The sequence below is a fragment of the Pseudomonas sp. CCI4.2 genome (assembly GCF_034350045.1).
GTDB lineage: Bacteria > Pseudomonadota > Gammaproteobacteria > Pseudomonadales > Pseudomonadaceae > Aquipseudomonas.
The window spans coordinates 296,126-317,916 of the sequence record NZ_CP133781.1 but is presented as its reverse complement, the minus strand read 5'-3'; the positions used below and the strand labels follow the sequence as shown (position 1 = coordinate 317,916).

General features: G+C 56.6%; 24 protein-coding genes and 1 tRNA gene. 6 read left to right on the top strand and 19 right to left on the bottom strand.

Annotated elements, in window-relative coordinates:
- Positions 1 to 3 precede the first annotated feature (3 nt).
- The 11 genes from RHM65_RS01450 to RHM65_RS01400 form a co-directional block, all read right to left on the bottom strand.
- Positions 4 to 213, bottom strand: coding sequence for a helix-turn-helix transcriptional regulator (locus RHM65_RS01450; RefSeq protein ID WP_297840332.1), 210 nt, complete (start codon positions 211 to 213; stop codon positions 4 to 6).
- Between the two features lie 377 nt (positions 214 to 590).
- Complete coding sequence (locus tag RHM65_RS01445; protein ID WP_322184179.1) at positions 591 to 830, bottom strand: hypothetical protein; 240 nt, start codon at positions 828 to 830, stop codon at positions 591 to 593.
- 84 nt (positions 831 to 914) lie between these two features.
- Positions 915 to 2,189: a tyrosine-type recombinase/integrase gene (locus RHM65_RS01440; RefSeq protein WP_322184177.1), complete on the bottom strand. Its 1,275-nt coding sequence runs from the start codon at positions 2,187 to 2,189 to the stop codon at positions 915 to 917.
- Positions 2,190 to 2,385: 196 nt separating this feature from the next.
- A complete protein-coding gene (gene ychF / locus RHM65_RS01435) occupies positions 2,386 to 3,486 on the bottom strand; it encodes a redox-regulated ATPase YchF (RefSeq protein WP_322167721.1) in 1,101 nt (366 codons plus the stop codon).
- 21 nt (positions 3,487 to 3,507) lie between these two features.
- A complete protein-coding gene (pth, locus tag RHM65_RS01430) occupies positions 3,508 to 4,092 on the bottom strand; it encodes an aminoacyl-tRNA hydrolase (RefSeq protein WP_322167722.1) in 585 nt (194 codons plus the stop codon).
- Positions 4,093 to 4,257: 165 nt separating this feature from the next.
- Positions 4,258 to 4,857: a 50S ribosomal protein L25/general stress protein Ctc gene (locus RHM65_RS01425; protein ID WP_322167723.1), complete on the bottom strand. Its 600-nt coding sequence runs from the start codon at positions 4,855 to 4,857 to the stop codon at positions 4,258 to 4,260.
- A gap of 137 nt (positions 4,858 to 4,994) precedes the next feature.
- Positions 4,995 to 5,936 carry a ribose-phosphate pyrophosphokinase gene (locus RHM65_RS01420; protein WP_297840316.1) on the bottom strand — a complete coding sequence of 314 codons (942 nt, stop codon included), beginning with the start codon at positions 5,934 to 5,936 and terminating at the stop codon, positions 4,995 to 4,997.
- 46 nt (positions 5,937 to 5,982) lie between these two features.
- Positions 5,983 to 6,057: transfer RNA gene (locus tag RHM65_RS01415), tRNA-Gln, on the bottom strand.
- 35 nt (positions 6,058 to 6,092) lie between these two features.
- Complete coding sequence (gene ispE, locus RHM65_RS01410) at positions 6,093 to 6,944, bottom strand: 4-(cytidine 5'-diphospho)-2-C-methyl-D-erythritol kinase (RefSeq protein ID WP_416194754.1); 852 nt, start codon at positions 6,942 to 6,944, stop codon at positions 6,093 to 6,095.
- 2 nt (positions 6,945 to 6,946) lie between these two features.
- The gene (lolB, locus tag RHM65_RS01405; protein ID WP_322167724.1) at positions 6,947 to 7,564 is read right to left on the bottom strand and encodes a lipoprotein insertase outer membrane protein LolB; all 618 of its coding nucleotides are present in this window, start codon (positions 7,562 to 7,564) and stop codon (positions 6,947 to 6,949) included.
- Between the two features lie 4 nt (positions 7,565 to 7,568).
- Positions 7,569 to 9,296: a tetratricopeptide repeat protein gene (locus RHM65_RS01400; RefSeq protein ID WP_322167725.1), complete on the bottom strand. Its 1,728-nt coding sequence runs from the start codon at positions 9,294 to 9,296 to the stop codon at positions 7,569 to 7,571.
- Positions 9,297 to 9,524: 228 nt separating this feature from the next.
- On the opposite strand from RHM65_RS01400, the gene hemA reads away from it, so the two are divergent.
- The 6 genes from hemA (at position 9,525) to RHM65_RS01370 (ending at position 14,899) form a co-directional block, all read left to right on the top strand.
- Complete coding sequence (gene hemA / locus RHM65_RS01395; protein ID WP_322167726.1) at positions 9,525 to 10,802, top strand: glutamyl-tRNA reductase; 1,278 nt, start codon at positions 9,525 to 9,527, stop codon at positions 10,800 to 10,802.
- Entirely contained in the window at positions 10,799 to 11,881 is a 1,083-nt protein-coding gene (gene prfA, locus RHM65_RS01390) for a peptide chain release factor 1 (RefSeq protein ID WP_322167727.1), read from the top strand. The genes hemA and prfA overlap by 4 nt, the downstream gene beginning before the upstream one ends.
- Positions 11,882 to 12,724, top strand: a complete 843-nt coding sequence (gene prmC, locus RHM65_RS01385) for a peptide chain release factor N(5)-glutamine methyltransferase (protein WP_322167728.1) — start codon at positions 11,882 to 11,884, stop codon at positions 12,722 to 12,724.
- Positions 12,718 to 13,473 carry a molybdopterin-synthase adenylyltransferase MoeB gene (locus RHM65_RS01380; protein ID WP_322167729.1) on the top strand — a complete coding sequence of 252 codons (756 nt, stop codon included), beginning with the start codon at positions 12,718 to 12,720 and terminating at the stop codon, positions 13,471 to 13,473. The genes prmC and RHM65_RS01380 overlap by 7 nt, the downstream gene beginning before the upstream one ends.
- Positions 13,466 to 14,266, top strand: coding sequence for a glutamate racemase (gene murI / locus RHM65_RS01375; protein ID WP_322167730.1), 801 nt, complete (start codon positions 13,466 to 13,468; stop codon positions 14,264 to 14,266). Before RHM65_RS01380 ends, murI begins: the two co-directional genes overlap by 8 nt.
- Positions 14,267 to 14,380: 114 nt before the next feature.
- The gene (locus tag RHM65_RS01370; RefSeq protein WP_322167731.1) at positions 14,381 to 14,899 is read left to right on the top strand and encodes an acyloxyacyl hydrolase; all 519 of its coding nucleotides are present in this window, start codon (positions 14,381 to 14,383) and stop codon (positions 14,897 to 14,899) included.
- A 76-nt stretch (positions 14,900 to 14,975) separates the two neighbouring features.
- On the opposite strand, the gene RHM65_RS01365 is transcribed toward RHM65_RS01370, so the two are convergent.
- The 8 genes from RHM65_RS01365 to phrB are packed head-to-tail and all read right to left on the bottom strand — an operon-like array spanning position 14,976 to position 21,785.
- On the bottom strand, positions 14,976 to 15,290 hold the full coding sequence (locus RHM65_RS01365) for a YkgJ family cysteine cluster protein (RefSeq protein ID WP_322167732.1): 315 nt from the start codon (positions 15,288 to 15,290) through the stop codon (positions 14,976 to 14,978).
- A gap of 60 nt (positions 15,291 to 15,350) precedes the next feature.
- Entirely contained in the window at positions 15,351 to 15,854 is a 504-nt protein-coding gene (locus tag RHM65_RS01360; RefSeq protein WP_322167733.1) for a DUF2878 domain-containing protein, read from the bottom strand.
- Entirely contained in the window at positions 15,847 to 17,109 is a 1,263-nt protein-coding gene (locus tag RHM65_RS01355) for a cyclopropane-fatty-acyl-phospholipid synthase family protein (protein ID WP_322167734.1), read from the bottom strand. The genes RHM65_RS01360 and RHM65_RS01355 overlap by 8 nt, the downstream gene beginning before the upstream one ends.
- Positions 17,099 to 17,896: a DUF1365 domain-containing protein gene (locus tag RHM65_RS01350; protein WP_322167735.1), complete on the bottom strand. Its 798-nt coding sequence runs from the start codon at positions 17,894 to 17,896 to the stop codon at positions 17,099 to 17,101. Before RHM65_RS01350 ends, RHM65_RS01355 begins: the two co-directional genes overlap by 11 nt.
- Positions 17,893 to 19,140, bottom strand: coding sequence for an NAD(P)/FAD-dependent oxidoreductase (locus RHM65_RS01345; protein WP_322167736.1), 1,248 nt, complete (start codon positions 19,138 to 19,140; stop codon positions 17,893 to 17,895). Before RHM65_RS01345 ends, RHM65_RS01350 begins: the two co-directional genes overlap by 4 nt.
- Positions 19,137 to 19,928, bottom strand: a complete 792-nt coding sequence (locus RHM65_RS01340) for an SDR family NAD(P)-dependent oxidoreductase (RefSeq protein WP_322167737.1) — start codon at positions 19,926 to 19,928, stop codon at positions 19,137 to 19,139. The genes RHM65_RS01345 and RHM65_RS01340 overlap by 4 nt, the downstream gene beginning before the upstream one ends.
- The gene (locus RHM65_RS01335; RefSeq protein WP_322167738.1) at positions 19,925 to 20,347 is read right to left on the bottom strand and encodes a nuclear transport factor 2 family protein; all 423 of its coding nucleotides are present in this window, start codon (positions 20,345 to 20,347) and stop codon (positions 19,925 to 19,927) included. The genes RHM65_RS01340 and RHM65_RS01335 overlap by 4 nt, the downstream gene beginning before the upstream one ends.
- Positions 20,340 to 21,785: a deoxyribodipyrimidine photo-lyase gene (gene phrB, locus RHM65_RS01330; RefSeq protein WP_322167739.1), complete on the bottom strand. Its 1,446-nt coding sequence runs from the start codon at positions 21,783 to 21,785 to the stop codon at positions 20,340 to 20,342. The genes RHM65_RS01335 and phrB overlap by 8 nt, the downstream gene beginning before the upstream one ends.
- Between the last annotated feature and the right edge of the window lie 6 nt (positions 21,786 to 21,791).

Below are 21,791 nucleotides of genomic sequence, written 5' to 3'. Positions count from 1 at the left end.
CCCTCACATGTCAGCCGGGACAGGAATTTTCAGGGACTCTGCAAATTTCAGGATGGAATCGCGGGTAATGGCACTGCGGCGAGCGCCCAACTTCACAAGCTGCAAATGCCCTTGCTTGACGAGGCGATAGAGGGAGCTGCGGGATGTGCCTAGAAGGTGAACGGCTTCGTTGACGGGGTAGGCAAGTCGCTTGCCTTGGGTATTCGTGGTCATGGTGGCTCTCCTAATAGGAATAGCTCACCTGCCATATGAATTCGGTATGAATGCAGTTGACTAGCAGGTGAACTAACTAAATAAATCCTGAACTCAGGAACATTTAATTAATTCACACCTGCTCAGCCCTATGCTGGTTCAACGTGTTGCTAGGGAACCGTTTACCCTACCGCGCTGGAACGTGGTGTGACACGTAGGGAGTTATGCGATTTCCATATCTCGATACTTAAAAATATCGAGCGATTCAAGTCACGCTGCATTAGTTTCAGACGCACTCTGCTGAAACCACGGGTGACTTGTTCAATACGGTTAGGAATGTACCCCCACTGTCCATGACGGGTCAAGTGATTGAATTTAAAGAATAATTACTGACTCGGTTAAACCGTGCCACCAATTAGGCTAAGTCGTTCTGCGAGCACAGAAATTTCATTATTCATGTGGTCGGCCATCCCGCCCAACAACACGAGCGTGTTACCGATTGCCGCTGGTACATCCTCAATGGCGGTATCAAGTGTCGGCTTGACTCCGGCCAACTGCGCCGCGATTGCTTGTAGCCTGTTGGCGATTGCCTCAACTTCTGGGTGTTGTGACAGCTTGCTAGAATGATTGTCAGCCATGATGTAATCCTTGTTTACGTTATGGTTATGGTTAGGGTGGGGGAGGGGTGGCGGCCCCTTCCTTGCCCGGTTTGCCTGATGCCGTTAGGCTGCGGTTCTCTTTATCGGTACTACGTTGCTCCCCTCGTTCACTGTCCAGGCGTCAAGCATGTCAGCCCATTGCTGCATCATCGTTGCTCGGTCATCCATGTGTTTGGCATGGTTGTAAGTACTGCGGACCTTGTTCGGTTCCTCGTGTGCAAGTTGGCGCTCAATCCAGTCAGACGAAAAACCCATCTCGTTCAGGCGTGTGCTGCCGGTTGTCCGTGTGGCGTGTGGGCTGTACCTTCCTGCCCAGTTCAGCACCTTGAGCATTTGCCGAAATGACGCCACGTCCATGGACTTTTCCTTGTCATCACGTCCAGGAAAAACGTGGACGTGCCGCCCGGTAATGCCCTTGATGCCCCGCAGCAACTCAACGGCCTGTATCGGGAGGGGTAGGACGTGTTCCTTGCGTTTCTTCATTCGGCCCGAGGGGATGCGCCATATCGCGGCATCAAGGTCGAATTCTGACCACTCAGCGTCTACCACCTCACTTGGTCGGCAAAGGGTTAGCCACATTAGGTTAAATGCCGCCATCGTTTCATGTCTTCCACCATGGCCGGCAACGTCCCGCAGCAGTTGACCTATCTCATCGGAAGAAAGGGGGCGTTTGTGTTGGGTCTTGTTCTTCGGAATGGCGTTCCTGACAGGATGAACAGGGTCGGCCTCTGCGCGTAGGGTCGAGATTGCCAGCTCGAATACCTTGGACATGGTGCGCTTGGCCTCGGCGGCTACTGTCAGTCCGTTTTTCTTTGCTGAGGTGTTGAGTACGTCTAGGATATGCGCGGGGATGATTGCCCTTATCGGCAGTGCGCCAATCTTGGGGAAGACGACACGGGCGAGCATGTTTAGCCGTCTGGTCTTGGTGATTTCCTCCCAGTCCCGAAGGGCTAACCATTCACGGGCTACGGCTTCAAAGGTCGTGGCGTTTTCCTGCTCTAGCTTGATGCGGTCTAGTTGACGATTTTGGGCAGGGTTAATTCCTTGCTTGACCAATGCGCGGGCCTTGATTCGCTCATCCCGTGCTTCTGCCAGCGTAAAACGCCGGCCGGCCTTCCTGGCCTTCGTTTCGTCGGCACTCTCCCCGGCAGGCGCAATGCAGTATTCGCCTATAGCGAACATGCTCTCCCTGGTGGTATCGCCTTCCCGGAGTTCAAAGCGATACCGCCATGCCTTTACCCCGTTAGGTTTGACTTCGAGGTGTAGCCCTTTGCCGTCGGATAGCTTGTAGGGCTTGTCCTTAGGCTTGGCAGCGCGGCACTGGGTATCGTTAAGCATGGTGCGGTTCTCCGGGTTTTTGGTCGTACCCGGTATTTTCATACCCGGTCAAAACCTCATACCCGGTAGCGTACCCGGTTTAATTTGAGCCGACAATGGACAGTACGATACACACAGAAACGACAAACCCCGCATTTGGCGGGGCTTATCAAGGGTTTGCATGTGTCGTGATGTGTCGGGAAATAGCAGTTCTGATTTAGACGTTAAAGCGGAAGTGCATCACGTCGCCGTCTTTGACAATGTATTCCTTGCCTTCCAGACGCCATTTACCGGCTTCTTTAGCACCGGCTTCGCCTTTGTATTGAATGAAATCGTCATAGGCGATGACTTCTGCGCGGATGAAGCCTTTTTCGAAGTCGGTGTGGATCACGCCTGCGGCTTGAGGGCCTGTGGCGCCGACGCGAACGGTCCAGGCACGGACTTCTTCAACGCCTGCGGTGAAGTAGGTCTGCAGGTGCAGCATCTCGTAGCCGGCGCGGATTACCCGGTTTAGACCCGGCTCTTCGAGGCCCAGGGCTTCGAGGAACATGTCTTTTTCTTCGCCGTCATCCAGCTCGGCAATTTCTGCTTCGATCTTGTTGCAGACCGGTACCACGATCGCGCCTTCTGCTTCGGCGATGGCGCGAACCACGTCCAGCAGCGGGTTGTTTTCGAAGCCGTCTTCGGCGACGTTGGCGATGTACATGACGGGCTTGGTGGTCAGCAGGTGGAAGCCGCGAATGGCGGTCTTCTCATCGGTGCTCATGTTCTTCATCAGACTGCGCGCGGGCTTGCCTTCAGTGAAGTGAGAGATGAGTTGTTCCAGCAGACCTTTTTGAATGACCGCGTCCTTGTCACCGCCTTTGGCGTTGCGCGTGACTTTCTGCAATTGCTTTTCGCAGCTGTCGAGGTCGGCGAAGATCAATTCCAGGTCAATGATCTCGATGTCGCGTTTCGGGTCGACGCTGTTGGAAACGTGAATCACGTTCTCGTCTTCGAAGCAGCGGACCACGTGAGCGATGGCATCGGTTTCGCGGATGTTGGCGAGGAACTTGTTGCCCAAGCCTTCACCTTTCGAAGCGCCCGCCACGAGGCCGGCGATGTCGACGAACTCCATGGTGGTTGGCAGAATGCGCTTCGGTTTGACGATGACGGCCAAGGCATCAAGACGCGTGTCAGGCATCGCCACGATGCCGGTGTTCGGCTCGATGGTGCAGAAGGGAAAATTCTCTGCCGCAATACCGGATTTGGTCAGGGCGTTGAACAGGGTGGACTTGCCGACGTTAGGTAGGCCGACGATGCCGCAATTGAATCCCATGATGTTTCCCCTCGGAGTTAGTCAAGCCTTCTGGCTGTGCAGGTTTTTCATCGCACGGTTCCATTCACCGGCGAAGATATCCGGCAGCACGCCGAGGGCAAAATCGATACTGGCGTCCAGTTTTTCCTGTTCGGCGCGAGGCGCTCGACCCAGGACAAAACCAGAGACCTTACTGGCATCGCCCGGGTGGCCAATGCCAAGCCGCAGGCGGTGAAATGTATTCTGATTGCCGAGCTGAGCGATGATGTCGCGCAACCCGTTATGACCGCCATGGCCGCCGCCTTGCTTAAGCTTGGCAACGCCGGGTGGCAGATCAAGTTCGTCGTGAGCCACCAGTATGGCGTCTACCGGGATGCGATAGAAGCCAGCAAGCGCCGCGACGGATTGACCGCTGCGGTTCATGAACGTGGTGGGAATCAGCAGGCGAACATCCTGACCCAGATGACTAAAACGCCCGGTCAGGCCAAAAAATTTGCGCTCAGGCACTAGGTTGACGCCTTGAGCCGCAGCAATACGCTCAACAAAAAAAGCCCCTGCGTTATGCCGGGTCTGTTCGTATTCGGCGCCTGGATTTCCCAGGCCAACGATCAGTTGTATGGCAGTCACGACAGGGGCTCTTCCTTGGAGTTGTAGATAACACCGCTATAGACAGCGGCAACAGCGGGCGAAATAAGCTCATTTACCATGATGCAAACTCCGCGACCTCACCCGCTTTGCCTGGCTATCGCTCGCGATGCTTCCTGAGCAACTCCGACGTTACCAAGTAATGAATTACTCGGCTGCAGGTGCTTCTTCAGTAGGTGCTACGCGTGGTGCGTGAACGTTGGCTACAGCCAAGTCGTTACCGTGCACGAGAGCAACAAACTCAACACCTTTTGGTGCTTTCAGGTCTGACAAGTGAACGATCGAACCAACTTCGGCGTTAGCCAAGTCGACTTCGATGAACTCAGGCAGATCTTTCGGCAAGCAAGTCACTTCAACTTCAGAAATAACGTGCGAGATTTCGCCGCCTTTCTTGATTGGCGCTTCTTGATTGATGAAGTGCACCGGTACGTGAGCGATCAGTTTCTGACCAGCAATTACACGTACGAAGTCAGCGTGCAGCACGTGGCCTTTAGCTGGGTGACGTTGCAGTGCCTTGATAACGACGTTCTGCTTGGTGCCAGCAACATTCAGTTCGATAACGTGGCTGAAAGCAGCTTCGTTTTCGAGCAGTTTGGCTACGTCTTTGGCGGTCATGCTGATGGATTCCGGGGCGTTTTCGCCACCGTAAACTACAGCTGGAACCAGGCTCGCGAGACGACGTAGGCGGCGGCTCGCACCTTTCCCCAGGTCGGAACGCAGTTCAGCATTTAAAGTAAATTCATTCATGGTGTTTCTCCAAAATAACCACATTCGCCCAGCGTTTGCGACCGGCGCTCAGGCGATATGGGCAAAAAAGCCCCGCCCCAACAATAGGTTGGGGCGGGGCGCTTTTCGACAACGAGATGCAGCGTAGGGCAGAGCCCTTAGCGGAACATCGCGCTGATCGATTCTTCGTTGCTGATGCGGCGAACCGCTTCGGCGACTACCGGTGCAATATCCAATTGACGGATACGTGAACAGGCTTGTGCAGCAGCGGACAACGGGATGGTATTAGTTACCACCAGTTCGTCCAGCATGGAATTTTCAATGTTCTCGATAGCCCGGCCCGACAGCACAGGGTGCGTGCAGTAGGCAAAGACTTTGGAAGCGCCATGCTCTTTCAGGGCCTTGGCCGCGTGGCACAAAGTGCCGGCGGTATCGACCATGTCATCGACCAGAATACAGGTGCGCCCTTCAACATCACCGATGATATGCATCACTTCAGAGTGATTAGCTTTCTCACGGCGCTTGTCGATGATCCCGAGGTCGACGCCCAGAGATTTGGCAACAGCACGTGCACGCACGACGCCGCCAATATCCGGGGATACGATCATCAGGTTTTCGAAGCGTTGGTCTTCAATGTCATCCACCAATACCGGGGAGCCGTAGATGTTATCTACCGGAATATCGAAGAAACCCTGAATCTGGTCAGCATGCAGATCAACCGTGAGAACACGATCGATCCCGACCACGGTAAGCATGTCAGCCACAACTTTCGCGCTGATAGCTACACGTGCGGAACGCGGACGGCGATCCTGACGGGCATAACCAAAGTATGGGATTACCGCAGTGATACGAGAAGCCGAAGAGCGGCGGAAGGCGTCAGCCATCACTACCAGTTCCATCAGGTTATCGTTCGTTGGGGCACAAGTCGGCTGGATAATGAAGACGTCTTTACCGCGAACGTTTTCGTTAATCTCAGCGCTGATTTCGCCATCGGAGAACTTACCGACAGAGATATCACCTAGTGGGATATGTAGCTGACGTACTACACGTCGAGCTAGATCGGGGTTGGCGTTCCCCGTAAAGACCATCATCTTGGACACGCGCACTACCTGCCGGCTGAGGGTATACCTGGATGAGTATAGAAAATGGCAGGGGCGGCTGGATTCGAACCAACGCATGGCAGGATCAAAACCTGCTGCCTTACCGCTTGGCGACGCCCCTGTAATTGATGCATCTGAGTGCCCAGCACTCAGTTCTTAGAACAGCTCTTGCAGCTTGCGATGCAACATCGAAACGTTGCTTCCCTTTGCTACAAACCCTGTAAGGGTCTCTGTTAGAAGGGCCGAGACTTTATCAGCTTCAGCTTTGTTTGGGAAGGCCCCAAACACACAACTTCCAGTTCCGGTTAATTTTGCGTCGACATATTTGCCTAACAAATTCAAAGCGTTACGAACAGCTGGGTAACGCCTCTCTACAACCGGTTGACAGTCATTTCGACTGTTTCCCTCAAGAACGGGGCGCACTTTAATTGGAGGAGTGTCACGTGTCAACAGCGGATCGGAAAAAATTTCTGCTGTACTTACAGATACTTGCGGCACAAGCACCAGATACCACGGTTCTTCGGGGTCTACAGGGGTCAATATTTCTCCGACGCCTTCGGCAAAAGCCGCGTGTCCGCGCACGAAAACCGGGACGTCTGCGCCCAATGTCAGGCCTAAAGCGGCCAGGCGATCTTCGTCCCAGCCAAGTTTCCAAAGGTGATTGAGGCCCAGCAGCGTCGTCGCTGCATCGGAGCTTCCGCCACCGATTCCTCCGCCCATGGGCAAACGTTTTTCCAGCCAGATGTCTACGCCGAGGTTGCTGCCGGACTGTTTTTGCAGTGCGCGGGCGGCCTTGACAATCAGATTACCGTCGTGGGGGACGTTAGGAATGTCGGTCTGCAGACAAATTTCGCCGTCATCGCGCACGGCAAAACTGAGTTCGTCGCCATAATCGAGGAACTGAAACAACGTCTGCAGCTCGTGATAGCCGTCAGCACGTCGCCCGAGAATATGCAGCATCAAGTTGAGTTTGGCCGGTGCAGGCAGCGTCAGGCGGTCAGGAATCATGCTCACTGCCCCAATTTGCGTGGCTGCCAGTCCTTGATCACTAGCGTGACGTCGAGGTCTTGGCCGTGCAGCTTGATGCGTTCGGGTAGCCAGTAGCCGTTCTGTTCCGAATAGCTCAGGTATTCGACTTGCCAGCCATCTTGTTCAAGGCTGGCGAGGCGGCTGTCACCGTCCAGCGTCAATTTGCTTTTGCTGTCGGGGGCGGGGAGGCCGCGCACCCACCAGACCAGATGCGAGACCGGTAACTTCCAGCCCAGTTGCGCTTGCAACAGGTCTTCGGGGTTGGAGGCTTCGAAGCGGCCCTGATTGGCAACTTCCAGCGCTACGGCGCCAGGACGGCCAGTCAAGCGTGCTGCGCCGCGTCCCAGAGGGCCGGAAAGGCGAATGTCGTAGTAGTCCTGGCGTTGCAACCAGAACAAGGTGCCGCTGCCCGAGTCTTTAGGGGCTCGAATGCCGACCTTGCCGCTGATTTGCCAGCCGTCGAGGCTGCTCAGTTGTACTTTATGCTCGCGCCATTGCGCAGGGTTGCCCTGGCCTTGTACGGCTTCGCGGTTAGTAAAACCGGCGCAGCCGGCGAGCAGGGTGATCAAGCTGAAAACGATAACGTGGCGCAAAAACATAAAATTAAAGAGTCTCGGATCCGGTCAGGCGCCGCAGAGTGCTGCGCAGAATTGGGCTGTCAGGTTGTTGTTCAAGGGCCTTGCCCCAGACTTTACGGGCTTCGCGTTGATTGCCTTTGGCCCACAGAACTTCGCCCAAGTGAGCCGCGACTTCATGGTCGGGGAAGCGCTCTAGTGCTTGACGCAGTAGGCGCTCGGCTTCGTCGAGGTTTCCCAGGCGATAATTCACCCAACCCAGGCTGTCGAGGACAGCCGGGTCTTCCGGGTTTAGGTGATGAGCGCGTTCGATCAACTCTTTGGCTTCGGCATAGCGCGTTGTGCGGTCTGAAAGCGTGTAGCCCAATGCGTTCAGTGCCATGGCGTTGTCCGGTTCACGCTTGAGAATGGCGCGAAGGTCGGTTTCCATCTGCGCCAGATCGTTGCGTTTTTCCGCCAGCATGGCGCGGGTGTAGAGCAGGTTCAGGTCGTCAGGGTATTGTTTAAGAGCCACCTCTAGCACATGGGCTGACTGGTCGAGCTGCTTGTTGTTCTCCAGCGTCTCGGCTTCGATCAAATACAGCTGAATCGCGTAATCGGGCTGAGTATCCCGGGCCGAGGCCAGCAACTTGGAGGCTTGGGCGGTGCGACCGTGACTCATCAAGATATCGGCCTGACGTAACTGAGCGGCCAAGTAGTCGTTGCCGGGGCCGACTTGGGCATATTCGACCAGGGCTTTGTCGGGGTCGTTGCGTTCTTCGTCCACGCGACCGAGGTTCAGGTGCGCCGAATCAACGTGGCTGCCGCGAGTGATCAGATCATCGAGATAACCGACAGCTTCGTCCCAGGCTTTGGCCTCAAGGCACACCAGCGCCAGCGAGTAACGCAACTCGTCGTCGTCCGGGAATTGCTGGACCAGGCTGGAAAACTCCACCTTGGCGTCTTCCATACGGTTTTGCTCGACCAACATCCGTGCGTACGTTAGGCGCAGACGTTTGTCGTCGGGGTATTTGTTGATGTTTTTTTGCAGGATTGGCAGGGCTTCTTTGCCACGGTCCATCCCTTGAAGAATGCGCGCGCGCAGTAGGATAGGTGCAACCTCACCGTCTGTCGGTGGGTTGTCTTCCAGCAACGTCAAGGCCTGCTGGGCATCGCCGTTTTGCTGAAGGAGCAATGCTTTGCCGAAAATCAACTGACCGTTTTTCGGGTATTTCTTAAGTAGGCGATCAAAGCTTTTCAGCAGGCCGGCGCGCGTATCGGCATCGGTTTCTGCCGCAGACAGGGCCAGAAAATCAAAATGCGTATCGCCTTTACCCTGGAGCACTTTTTCCATGTACGCCATGGATTCGTCGTAGCGACCGGCACGGGCCAGTTGAATCGCTGCGGCGCGCTGAGCTTCAAGGTTGGTCGGGTCGTCTTTCGCCCAAATCAACGAGGTATCAAGCGCGGCCTGATCGGCGCCCAAGTACTCGGCAATCCGGAAGGCTCGCTCGGAAACCCCCGGGTCCTGGGTAATAACCGCTTGGGTGACGTAGTTGTCCAGGGCAATGTCGAAGCGATTGCGCTGGCCAGCTAGCTCCGCCGCCAACAGGCTGACAACCGTCTCTTGAGAGAACGAGCTATAAACCTGCGGTTTGGCGGCAGGCGCGGGTGTCGTGTCTACGGCCGGCGCGGTGGCATCCGGGGAAACGGGAGCCAGAGCCTGGCAGCCGTTCAAAAAGACAAAGGCGAGAAATAACGCGGAGGATCTATTCATATATAGGGGAAGGACGACTTACCTGCGGTCAGATCATCATGACACAAGCCTTGGAGCAAACCCACAGCCCGTGCGAAAACTACTCAGCGTGCGATTGTCATGGGTGAAAACACCCCAGATTACCGGCATCAAGTGAGCAGTCCTATTAGGACAATAGTCTGCGGTGGTTGTTCTGAATCAGGCGAAGTAGGACAATTGCCGGCTTCACGTCACCATCAGCGACCTTGAATGGCCTTCCTTGCACTTGGTATTAACCATAAGACTGCCTCAGTCGATGTCCGCGAGCGCGTGGCATTTACGCCTGAGCTGTTGATAGAGGCGTTGCAGCAGCTCTGCCGTCTCACCGACAGCCGAGAAGCTGCGATCCTTTCGACCTGCAATCGCAGCGAGCTTTACATAGAGCACGACAACATTGCTGCCGACTCAATTCTGCGTTGGCTGGCCGATTACCACCATCTGAGCCTGGAAGAGCTGCGCGCCAGTGCTTATGTGCACGAAGATGATGCGGCAGTTCGTCACATGATGCGGGTCGCCTCGGGGCTTGATTCGCTGGTATTGGGCGAGCCACAGATTCTCGGCCAAATGAAGTCCGCCTACGCCGTTGCACGGGAAGCGGGGACCGTTGGCCCGCTGCTCGGTCGATTGTTTCAGGCCACGTTCAATGCTGCGAAACAGGTGCGTACCGACACCGCCATCGGTGAAAACCCGGTGTCGGTGGCGTTTGCGGCGGTGAGCCTGGCGAAACAGATTTTCAGCGACTTGCAGCGCAGTCAGGCGTTGCTGATTGGTGCCGGTGAAACCATTACGCTGGTCGCCCGGCATCTGCATGAGCTGGGCGTGAAGCGTATTGTCGTGGCCAACCGCACGCTGGAGCGCGCCAGTATCCTGGCCGCCGAGTTCGGCGCGCATGCGGTATTGCTCTCGGACATTCCCGCTGAGTTGGTCAACAGTGACATCGTTATCAGTTCCACCGCCAGCCAGTTGCCGATTCTCGGTAAGGGCGCGGTGGAGAGCGCCTTGAAGCTGCGTAAGCACAAACCGATTTTCATGGTGGATATCGCCGTTCCTCGGGATATCGAGCCCGAAGTCGGCGAGTTGGACGACGTTTACCTTTATAGCGTCGATGACCTGCACGAAGTGGTCGCTGAAAACCTGAAGAGTCGCCAAGGCGCTGCGCAAGCGGCTGAAGAACTGGTGACCATCGGTGCCAACGAATTTATGCTGCGCTTGCGCGAATTGGCGGCAGTGGATGTGCTCAAGGCCTACCGCCAGCAAAGCGAGCGTCTGCGTGACGACGAACTGCTCAAAGCTCAACGGATGTTGGCCAACGGCAGCAGCGCAGAAGATGTGCTGATGCAGTTGGCGCGTGGCCTGACGAATAAACTGATGCACGCCCCCAGTGTGCAACTGAAAAAGCTGACAGCCGAAGGCCGCCTCGACGCGCTGGCCATGGCCCAGGAACTTTTTGCCCTCGGTGAGGGCTCGACGGATAAACCCCCGCAATGAAAGCTTCACTGCTCAATAAGCTGGACATCCTCAATGACCGTTATGAGGAATTGACCGCACTGCTAGGCGATGCTGAGGTCATTTCCGAGCAAAACAAATTCCGCGCCTATTCCCGCGAATACGCTGAAGTCGAGCCGATCGTCACGACCTACAACCAATTGCTCAAAGTAGTGGGCGACATGGAAGGGGCACAGGCGTTGCTCAAGGACAGTGACCCGGACATGCGTGAAATGGCCGGTGAAGAAGTTCGCGACGCAAAGGCCCAGTTGCTTGACCTCGAAGGTCAGCTACAGCGCATGTTGCTGCCTAAAGATCCCAACGACGGCCGTAACGTATTCCTGGAAATTCGCGCCGGAACCGGTGGTGATGAAGCCGCGATATTTTCTGGCGATTTGTTCCGCATGTACTCGCGGTACGCCGAGCGTCGCGGCTGGCGAGTGGAAATTCTCTCTGAAAACATCGGCGAGCATGGCGGCTTCAAAGAAGTCATTGCTCGTGTAGAAGGCGAAAACGTTTACGGCAAACTGAAATTCGAGTCTGGCGCGCACCGGGTTCAACGGGTTCCCGAGACCGAATCCCAGGGTCGAATCCATACGTCTGCCTGCACCGTGGCGGTATTGCCCGAGCCCGACGAACAGCAGGTGATCGAGATCAATTCTTCCGACCTGCGGGTGGATACGTACAAATCCTCTGGCGCAGGCGGCCAGCACGTCAACAAAACCGACTCCGCTGTGCGCATTACCCACTTGCCGACCGGTATTGTGGTCGAGTGCCAGGAAGAGCGTTCCCAGCACAAGAACCGTGCACGGGCGATGTCATGGCTGTCAGCGAAACTCAATGATCAGCAAACCAGCGCGGCTGCCAATGCCATCGCCAGCGAGCGTAAACTGTTAGTGGGTTCCGGCGATCGATCCGAACGAATTCGCACCTATAACTTCCCGCAGGGTCGGGTCACGGACCACCGTGTCAACTTGACGCTGTATTCTCTTGATGAAGTTTTGGCGGGCGGGGTCGATGCAGTGATAGAGCCGCTATTAGCTGAGTATCAGGCCGATCAACTTGCGGCATTGGGTGAATAAATGACGATTATCGCCAGCTTGTTAAGAGCCGCCGAGCTACCGGATTCGCCGACTGCGCGTCTGGACGTGGAGTTATTGTTGGCCGCAGCGTTGGGGAAGCCTCGGAGCTTCTTGCACACCTGGCCTGAACGCATCGTCAGCACCGAAGCGGCGCTGATGTTTGCGTCCTACCTGGAGCGGCGACGAACCGGTGAGCCCGTGGCTTATATTCTGGGTCAGCAGGGTTTCTGGAAACTCGACCTTGAAGTTGCGCCGCACACGCTGATTCCACGGCCCGACACTGAGCTGTTGGTCGAGGCGGCGCTGGAACTGCATGCGACCACGCCGACATTGGCGCCGGTGACAGTGCTTGACCTCGGAACCGGCACCGGCGCAATTGCCTTGGCGCTGGCAAATGAGCGCTCGGCCTGGGTTGTGACGGCCGTGGACCGTGTGCCTGAAGCGGTGGCCTTGGCGGAGCGCAATCGTCATCGGTTGCACCTGGACAACGCCACCGTCTTGAACAGCCATTGGTTCAGCGCCCTCCAAGAACGGCGTTTCGATCTGATCATTAGTAACCCGCCTTATATCGCGGCCGCCGATCCGCACCTGTCAGCAGGCGATGTGCGGTTTGAGCCGAGCAGTGCGCTGGTGGCCGGCGTTGACGGCCTAGATGACATACGGCTGATCATTGCGCAGGCGCCGCAACACCTCGAAGCGGGTGGTTGGTTGCTGCTGGAGCATGGTTACGATCAGGCCGCTGCCGTACGCGACCTGATGGCCAGCGAAGGGTTTGAACGTATTCACAGTCGCATGGATTTGGGCGCTCACGAACGCATCACCCTTGGCCGTCGTCCATGCTGACTGACGCGGAACTGTTGCGTTACAGCCGACAGATCCTGTTGCAGCACGTTGATATCGACGGCCAATTACGCCTCAAAAACAGCCGCGCACTCATTGTCGGCCTCGGTGGCCTTGGGTCGCCGGTGGCGTTGTATCTGGCGGCGGCCGGGGTCGGCGAGCTGCATTTGGCTGACTTCGACACCGTGGACCTGACCAATTTGCAGCGGCAGATCATCCACGACAGTCACAGCGTCGGGATGAGCAAAGTCGATTCAGCCATCGAGCGGCTCACCGCCATCAACCCCGAAGTGAAACTGATCGCTCATCGCAGCGCATTGGACGCTGACACCTTGGCGGCTGTGGTTGCGTCAGTGGATCTGGTGCTCGATTGCTCCGACAACTTTGGCACTCGCGAAGCGGTGAACGCGGCCAGCGTCGCGGCCCGTAAACCACTGGTGAGCGGTGCGGCGATTCGCCTGGAAGGCCAACTGTCGGTGTTCGATCCGCGGCGCGCCGAAAGCCCGTGCTACCACTGCCTTTATGGCCACGGCAACGAAGACGAACTGACGTGCAGCGAAGCCGGTGTCATTGGCCCTTTGGTGGGGTTGGTCGGCAGCTTGCAAGCGCTGGAAGCGTTGAAATTGCTGGCTGGTTTCGGTGAACCCATGGTGGGGCGCTTGTTGTTGATTGATGCCTTGACCAGTCGTTTTCGTGAACTCAGGGTCAAGCGCGATCCGGCGTGCAGTGTCTGTGGCTCCGCGCATGACTAAAACGCCTGAAGCACCCATAGGGGTTTTCGATTCCGGGGTGGGTGGTTTGTCGGTATTAGGTGAGATACGCAGCCTGTTGCCCAATGAATCGCTGCTGTACGTGGCCGATTGCGGTCACATTCCCTACGGCGAGAAAACCCCGGAATTCATTCGGCAACGCTGTGTGGTCATGGCTGATTTTTTCCATGAAAAAGGCGCCAAAGCGTTGGTCTTGGCGTGCAATACCGCCACGGTGGCCGGTGTCGCCGACCTGCGCCAGCGTTATCCGGACTGGCCCATCGTTGGCATGGAGCCCGCCGTCAAACCGGCTGCGGCGGCAACCCGAAGCGGTGTGGTCGGTGTATTAGCGACCACCGGCACGCTACAGAGCGCTAAATTCGCCGCATTGCTCGACCGATTTGCCATCGATGTGCAAGTGATTACCCAGCCGTGTCCGGGCTTGGTCGAGTTGATCGAAATCGGCGATCTGGTCAGTCCGACCCTCCGCAACTTGCTACGCAGTTACGTCGAGCCCTTATTGGCTGCGGGGTGTGACACTATTATTCTCGGTTGTACGCACTATCCCTTCCTCAAGCCGCTGCTGCGCGAAATGATCCCGGAGTCCATCAGTTTGATCGACACCGGCGGCGCTGTAGCGCGTCAGCTTCAACGTTTGCTTGGTCAGCGCAACTTATTGGCGCAAGGCCCCGCTCAAGAAACTCACTTCTGGACCAGCGCCTCTCCTGAGTTGTTTAGAAACATATTGCCATTGCTATGGAATAAATCTGGCGATGTGCGATTCTTCGCAATGTAAAAAATGTGTCAAGGGCGCGGAGTTGAGCTGGAACTTAAGCGTGCGCCGGGATTTCTATAAAAAGTCTGTGTATTAAAAAAATTCCTGAAACGTTATGCAAATAGGGTGTTTCTGATGAAGCGACTGTTTTGTTTGGCTGCGATTGCGGCCTCATTAATGGGGCAAAGTGTTATTGCTCAAGCCGCGGGTCTTGAATTGTCAGTCGGAGAGACGGGGGAGTCGACGCAGACATACCGACTGGGCGTGCAGTTTGATTGGGACAAAAGCTGGTTCCAGTCCGACGTCGGGCGCCTGACGGGGTATTGGAACGGTGCTTATACCTACTGGACCGGGGACAAGACTTCGGGTAATAACAGCCTGTCGTTCTCGCCGGTATTTGTTTATGAGTTCGGTTCGGCAAGCATTAAACCGTATGTGGAAGCAGGTATTGGCGTGGCGGTTTTCTCCAGTACCCGCATAGAAGATCAGAAGCTGAGTACCGCGTTTTTGTTCGAAGACCGCGTCGGGTTTGGTTTGCGTTTCGCCGGTGGCAATGAAGTGGGCATTCGCGCGACACATTATTCCAACGGCGGTATCAAAGAGCCGAACGGCGGTGTAGAAAGTTACGCGCTGCACTACACGGTGCCGTTCTAGGTTTGAACGATGGCGGGAAATAACCCCACCCCTGCACAGAATTGGCTCTACAGGGGTGGGAGGCAGGTCGAAATACTTACCGATATGCTGTGGCTATTCCGCGGCGTTCGTTCAGGCAATCATCGGCCCCGGCCTCGAATTCGCGGCAAATCAGTGGGCGCTTTTCGTAGATGGTGCACAGCATGGTGTTGCGATCCAGGGCTGCGCACCAACCGTCATCCAGGCGCAACATGACCTCGCCACCCCAATCGTCGTTATCGATGTAACGGTCAGGCACGCCAGTGTCGGTGATCAGCATCACTTCCAGTTGGCAGCAGCAAGCCGCACAGGTCGAGCACGTGATGGCCGGTTCTGTTGGGATTTGAGTCAGTGGGATGTTAGTGGTTGTCATAGGCGCGCAGTGTATGCCGTTGCGCAGCACTCGTGTGACCGCCGCGACAAAACACCTCCTCTATAGCCAGACTCGATGCTTACAGATTTTTGCCAACTTCTGCAAAAGCGGAAACAACACCGCCCAGACAATCCCCAGCAACAACATGCTTGGCCAAAGCCCCAGCGGCAGTTCAACGCCGGCCATCTGTGAGCCGGCGTAATACGACATCGGCCCGCCGATAGCGCCTAGGACACTGGCGCGCCACCAAGGTTTGGCGGTCCAATTCAGGCAGTGGTTGAGTGTGATGGCCAAAACAGCCCATAGCACCATCAGCCAGGGGGGAATCAACGGCCCGTCAGTGGCAAAACTGAATACTCCGGCCTTCAGCAGCAGGCTGTCGATTAATGTGCCGATCAGCGCCACGCCGAGTATCAACGGACCTTCCGCCCGCCACGAACTTATCCACAGCAGATGCACCGCCAGCACGCCCCCTGCCAGCAACAGCCAAAGACTGTCTGCGCCCAGTACGCAGGCAAACCAACCGATTTGGAACAGCAGCGCGTTGGCTAAGCGTTTAGGCATCGAAGCGGCCCAGCAGTGGTTGCGGCATGGCGTTGGGCTTGGCTAGCAGCAATTGCGCAGTGCCGATGGTGCGTTCGAGAAAGCCGCCTTCGCAGTAGCACAGGTAAAACTCCCACAGCCGCAGGAAATAATCGTCGTAACCCAGTTCCATCAAATAGCCGTGGGCATGACGAAAGTTCTCGTGCCACATCCGCAGCGTCCGCGCGTAATGCAAGCCGAAGTCTTCCATGTGCATCAGGTTCATGTCGGTATCGCGACCCACCACCTCCAGCATCCGCTGTACAGAGGGCAGGGCGCCGCCCGGAAAGATATAGCGTTGGATAAAGTCGACGGTTTTTTTTGCTTGTTCGTAACGTTGCTCGCGAATCGTGATGGCTTGGATCAGCATCAATCCGTTGCTCTTGAGCAGTTGCGCGCACTGTTTGAAATAGGTCGGTAAAAACTGGTGACCGACGGCCTCGATCATTTCGATGGACACCAGCTTGTCGTATTCACCCGTGAGGTCGCGGTAATCCTCCAGCAGCAGCGTCACTCGATCTTGCAGCCCGAGCTTCAGGAGGCGTTTTTCGGTGTGGGCGAATTGTTCTTTTGACAGCGTGGTGGTGGTCACCCGGCAACCGTAGTGCTGCGCAGCGTAAATCGCCATGCTGCCCCAGCCCGTGCCAATTTCCAATAAATGATCCGACGGTTTGAGCGCGAGTTTCTGGCAGATCCGCTCCAGCTTGTTCAACTGGGCCTGCTCCAGGGTGTCATCGGCGCTAAGGAACTGCGCGGCGGAGTACATCATGGTCGGGTCGAGAAACTGCTCGAACAGCTCGTTGCCAAGGTCGTAGTGCGCCGCGATGTTTTTTTGCGAGCCTTTGCGGGTGTTGCGATTAAGCCAATGCAAACCGTGAATGAACGGTCGACTCAGTTTGGCCAGGCCTCCTTCCATTGCATCGAGCACTTCCAGGTTGCTGACTAACACGCGAATGACTGCAGTCAGGTCCGGAGTCGTCCAATAGCCATGGATAAACGCTTCCCCCGCACCAATCGAGCCGTTGCTGGCGACCATGCCCCAGGTGGCGGGATCAACCACCGTGATTTGCCCTTGCAGCAGCGCACCGACTGCGCCGAAGACGTAGCGATCATTGCCTTCAGTGACCACTAATTGCCCGCGTTGCAGCCGTGCAAGTTGACGCAAGACGCCGCGCCGGAGGAGGCTCGCCGTCAGGCTGTTGGTGCTGAAATTAGCCGTTATGCTGCTACTTTTCATGGCGAGGATCCTTGGGTTGCGCGGCGGCAATACGAAAGGCAGCGTCAGCAGCCTGATGGGAAAAAATCGGCATTCGTTTTATGAGCAAACGTAATGCTTGCCAATAAATCGCCAGACAGGTCTTGGCCGTCATCCAGGGGAATTCGAGCAAATAACGGTGCAGGCTGGCGCGGTTCAGGGCTCGGCGTTGCAGGTTGAGCGTCGCGTCGAACACCTTGAGTTCGCCTTGCCAGTCAGCCATGTGCACACCCAGTTTTTCAGCCGGGGGGCTGAAGCTCATGCGGTACTCCAGATCCCGGGGCAGAAACGGCGAAACGTGAAATGCCTTGGCCACTGCGAAGTGCTGATGCCCATCGCCGTCGGCGGGTAACACGTAGTGGTAATGCTCGCCCCAAGGGGTATTGGTGACTTCGCACACAATGGCTGCCAGTTGCCCGTCGCCCTCATGGCAGTAAAAAAAACTCACCGGGTTGAACGACAGGCCCCAACTGCGGGCTTGGGTTAACAGACAGATTTTACCCAGCGGGGTATGGCCTAACGCTGCGCCCACCAGCTCGCGCACAGCGTCGATCAGCGGCACGCCGCGCCCGGTGTAGGTCTTCAAATAATCAGTTTGTCGAAATGAAAACGGCGCGAATCGGCTGCTACCGGCCAACGGCGACAGCGCGAGTACCCCGTCTTGTTCTGCCAGGTCCAGATACAACAGGCCAATCCGGTACCGAAAGTCATGGGCTTTTGGCGAGAACCGCCGATGAGCGATCCAGCCACTGTAAAGGGCGCTGTTCACAGCAGTTCCCCAAATGCCTGAGCCACCCGCAGGCCACTGACAACGCCGTCTTCATGAAAACCGTTGGCCCAATAAGCGCCGCAATAATAGGTGTGCTGCGCGCCAAACAGTTCTTCCCAGCGTGCTTGAGCCGCGACGGCCGTCAGGCTGTATTGCGGATGGGAATAGCGGTAGCGAGCGAGAATTTTGCTCGGGTCGATGGCCGCCGTCTGGTTCAGACTGACGCAAAAGCGGGTGTCGGACTTCAGCCCTTGCAGGATGTTCATGTCGTAGGTCACGGCCGCCAAATGCTGTTCGTCACCGCCGAGGCGATAGTTCCAACTGGCCCAGGCCAAGGGACGTTTCGGCAATAACTGGATGTCGGTATGCAGCACCACATCGTTGTCGGCATAGAGCAGGGCGCCCAGGATTTCCTGCTCGACTGCTCTCGGTTTCGCCAGCATCTGCAAGGCTTGGTCGCTGTGACAGGCAAACACGACTTTATCGAAGCGCTCACTGCCAGCTGCGCTGTGAATCACTACACCTTGCTCATCGCGCTCGACCCGATGCACAGGGCAGTTCAGGCGGATTTTGTCTCGGAACGACGCGATCAACGGTTCGATATAGCGGCTGGAGCCGCCTTCGACCACACACCATTGCGGCCGATGGTTCACCGAGAGCAAGCCGTGGTTTTTGAAGAAACGCACAAAGAACTGTAGGGGGAAGCTCAGCATGTCCGCGAGGGACATCGACCAGATCGCCGCGCCCATGGGCACGATGTAGTGCTCGGTAAACCGTTGGCCGTAGCCGCCGCTTTTCAGGTAAGCGCCCAAGGTGGTGTCGGCGGCGATGCGCTGCATGTGGAGGTCATTCAGCGCCTCGCGATTGAAGCGCAAGATGTCGCGCAACATCAGCCAAAACGAGGGTGAGCAAAGGTTGCTGCGCTGGGCGAACAAGCTGTTCAGTGAATTCCCGTTGTACTCGACGCCGGAGCGTGGGTCGCAGACCGAGAAGCTCATCTCTGTTGCTTTGAAAGGGACGCCCAACGTGCTCAGCAATCGAATGAAATTGGGGTAAGTCCAGTCGTTGAAGACGATAAAACCGGTATCGATGGCATGCTGCGCGCCGTCTACGGTGACGTCCACTGTGTGCGTGTGACCACCCACCCAATCAGCGGCTTCAAATACACTGATGTCGTTGCGCCGGTTGAGCAGATACGCGGCGGTCAACCCGGAGATGCCACTACCAACGATTGCAATTTTCATGGGATGACCTTTTCCGTGCTCGGCGGGCGAACCATGCGTTTGCCGACCGCAAGTTGCAGACGTTTGGGCAGCATCGCCATCAGTCGCAGGCTCAGAATAAAGGCGGCAGGGAAGGCTATTTCCAACGGACGATTGGGGCGCTGCAAACGCTCGGCAATGTGCCGGGCGGCTTTGTCCACCGGCCAGCGCATCGGCATCGGAAAATCGTTGTTGGCCGTCAGCGGCGTGTCGACGAAACCAGGGCTGACAATGGTGACGTCAATGCCTTCATGGGCCAGGTCGATGCGCAACGCTTCGAACAGATAGCGCAGACCGGCTTTGGAGGCGCCATAGGCTTCTGCTCGGGTCAGGGGCAAATAGGTCACCGAGCTGGCGACGGCCACCAAGTGCGGTTTTTTCCCCCGGCGCAGCAACGGCAATGCTGCCTGAACGCAATAACTGCTGGCGATTAGATTGGTCCGCACCACCCGCTCGATCATGGCCGCATCGAAAGTGTCGGTGTCGACGTATTCGCAGGTACCAGCATTCAAAATTGCGGTGTCCAGTGCACCCCAGACTTGAGCGATGCGCTCACCAATCTGTTTGATTTGCTCGCTGTCAGTGAGGTCGCCCGGTGCCAGCAGGACTTGCTGGGGGTAGAGTTGATCCAGCGTTTCCAGTGGCCCAAGGGAGCGTGCGGTCAACGCAAGGCGATGGCCGGCCTTGAGCAACTCTTCTGCCAGCGCCAGACCGATGCCACTGCTGGCGCCAGTCAGCCAAATTCTGCGACCGTTTGGATTGGGCGTCATGCAACTCTCCTCTTCAACCAGGATATGGCTCGGCCCATGATTGGCACGTGTTCGTAAAGCATGGCGCCCGCATCAAAGAAGTCGCGGTGCTGATAGACCTTGTCTTTCCATAACAAATGAGAGCAACCCTCGACGTGGATCAGGTGCCCAGCGTTTAGCCGTGGATGACGAAAGCTCATGGTCCAGCGCAGGTAACCTTTGCCTTCACGCACCTGATCGAATGCGTAAAACTCGAAGCGCAGTTGGCTGACGTTGCCGTACAGCTCGTCGAAGTAGCGCCGAACGTTACCAAGGCCAGTGACTTCGTGCAGTGGGTCGGTAAACACCACGTCATCGGTGTAAAGCTCGCCGAGTTGGTCCAGCGAATGCTTGTCCAGCGCAGCAAAGCTCTGAGCGAAGCGGCGTAGGTAATCACTCATGGAATGTTCCCCCTGGCTGACGGTGGGGCAGGTTTTTGAAGGCGGCCAGCGCTCGTCGGCGACTGAGGGCCAAGTCCACGATGGGCTTGGGGTAGTCGGCGAGGCCAAACAGGCCGCCCGTAGCGGACGGGTTGTGAACTTCTTTTTTGTTGAGATCAGCTAACTCGGGCAGCCACTGCTTGAGAAATAGTCCCTCGCCGTCGAATCGTTCTGACTGACTGAGCGGGTTGAAAATCCGAAAGTACGGCGCGGAGTCGGTACCGGTCGACGAGCTCCACTGCCAGCCGCCGTTGTTGGCTGCCAAGTCGCCGTCGATCAGGTGCTGCATGAAAAACCGTTCGCCCAAGCGCCAGTCGATCAATAAGTTTTTGGTCAAAAACATCGCAACGACCATCCGCAGACGGTTATGCATCCAGCCGGTATCGAGCAGTTGGCGCATGGCGGCGTCGATGATTGGCAGGCCGGTGCGCGCCTCTTGCCAGGCCGCTAAGTCCGCAGGCGCGTGACGCCATTGCACTGAATCGGTTTCGGGGCGAAACGCGCAGTGCCGCGAAACCCGTGGGTAGCCGACCAGAATATGTTTGTAAAACTCCCGCCACAGTAGCTCGTTGATCCAGGTAACTGCACCAGGGCTGCCGGTGTCGAATTCGCCATGATTGCTTCGCAGTGCCGCATGCAGGCATTGGCGAGGTGAAATGACGCCTGCTGCGAGGTAAGCCGACAATTGGCTGGTGCCGGGTTTTGCCGGAAAGTCGCGTTCGCTTTCGTAATAATTGATCTGTTGGTCGGTGAAAGCTTCTAGCCGGCGGCGCGCTTCTTCTTCGCCTGCGGGCCACAACTCGCGCACCGTTTTAGTCGGCGGCGTGAAACCATTCACGGTAGACGGCACCGGGTCGCTGGAAATGGGCAGGCCCGCTTGAGCTGTCGGGCGCTGAACCAACGGCGGAATGGACAGGTTCAGGCGTGCATAACAGACTTTGCGGAATTGGCTAAAAACCTGGAAATAATTACCCGACTTGGTCAGCACGCTTCCGGGTTTGAAGAACAGTTGATCCAGATAGTTGTGAAAATGAACGCCCGCATCTTGCAGGGTTTCGCCAACGGCCCGGTCACGGGTCATCTCGTTAACGCCGTATTCGTCGTTGAGGTGCAGCGCTTTCACGTTGTGTTGGTTGCACAGCTTAAGCAGCACGCCCGGCGCTTGATCCCAGGTGTCCGCGTGGCGGATCAACAGTGGGACGTTTATTTCCCCTAGCGCATGACTCAGTTGCGACAGATTGCGCAGCCAGAAATCGACCTTGGAGGCCGCATCATCATGGGCGAGCCATTGTTCGGCGCTGATCAGGTAGACAGCCATGGTCGGGCCGCGCTCCATCGCAGCGCTCAATGCGGTGTTGTCATGTAGGCGCAGGTCGCTGCGCAGCCAAACCAGTTGCATAGTCAC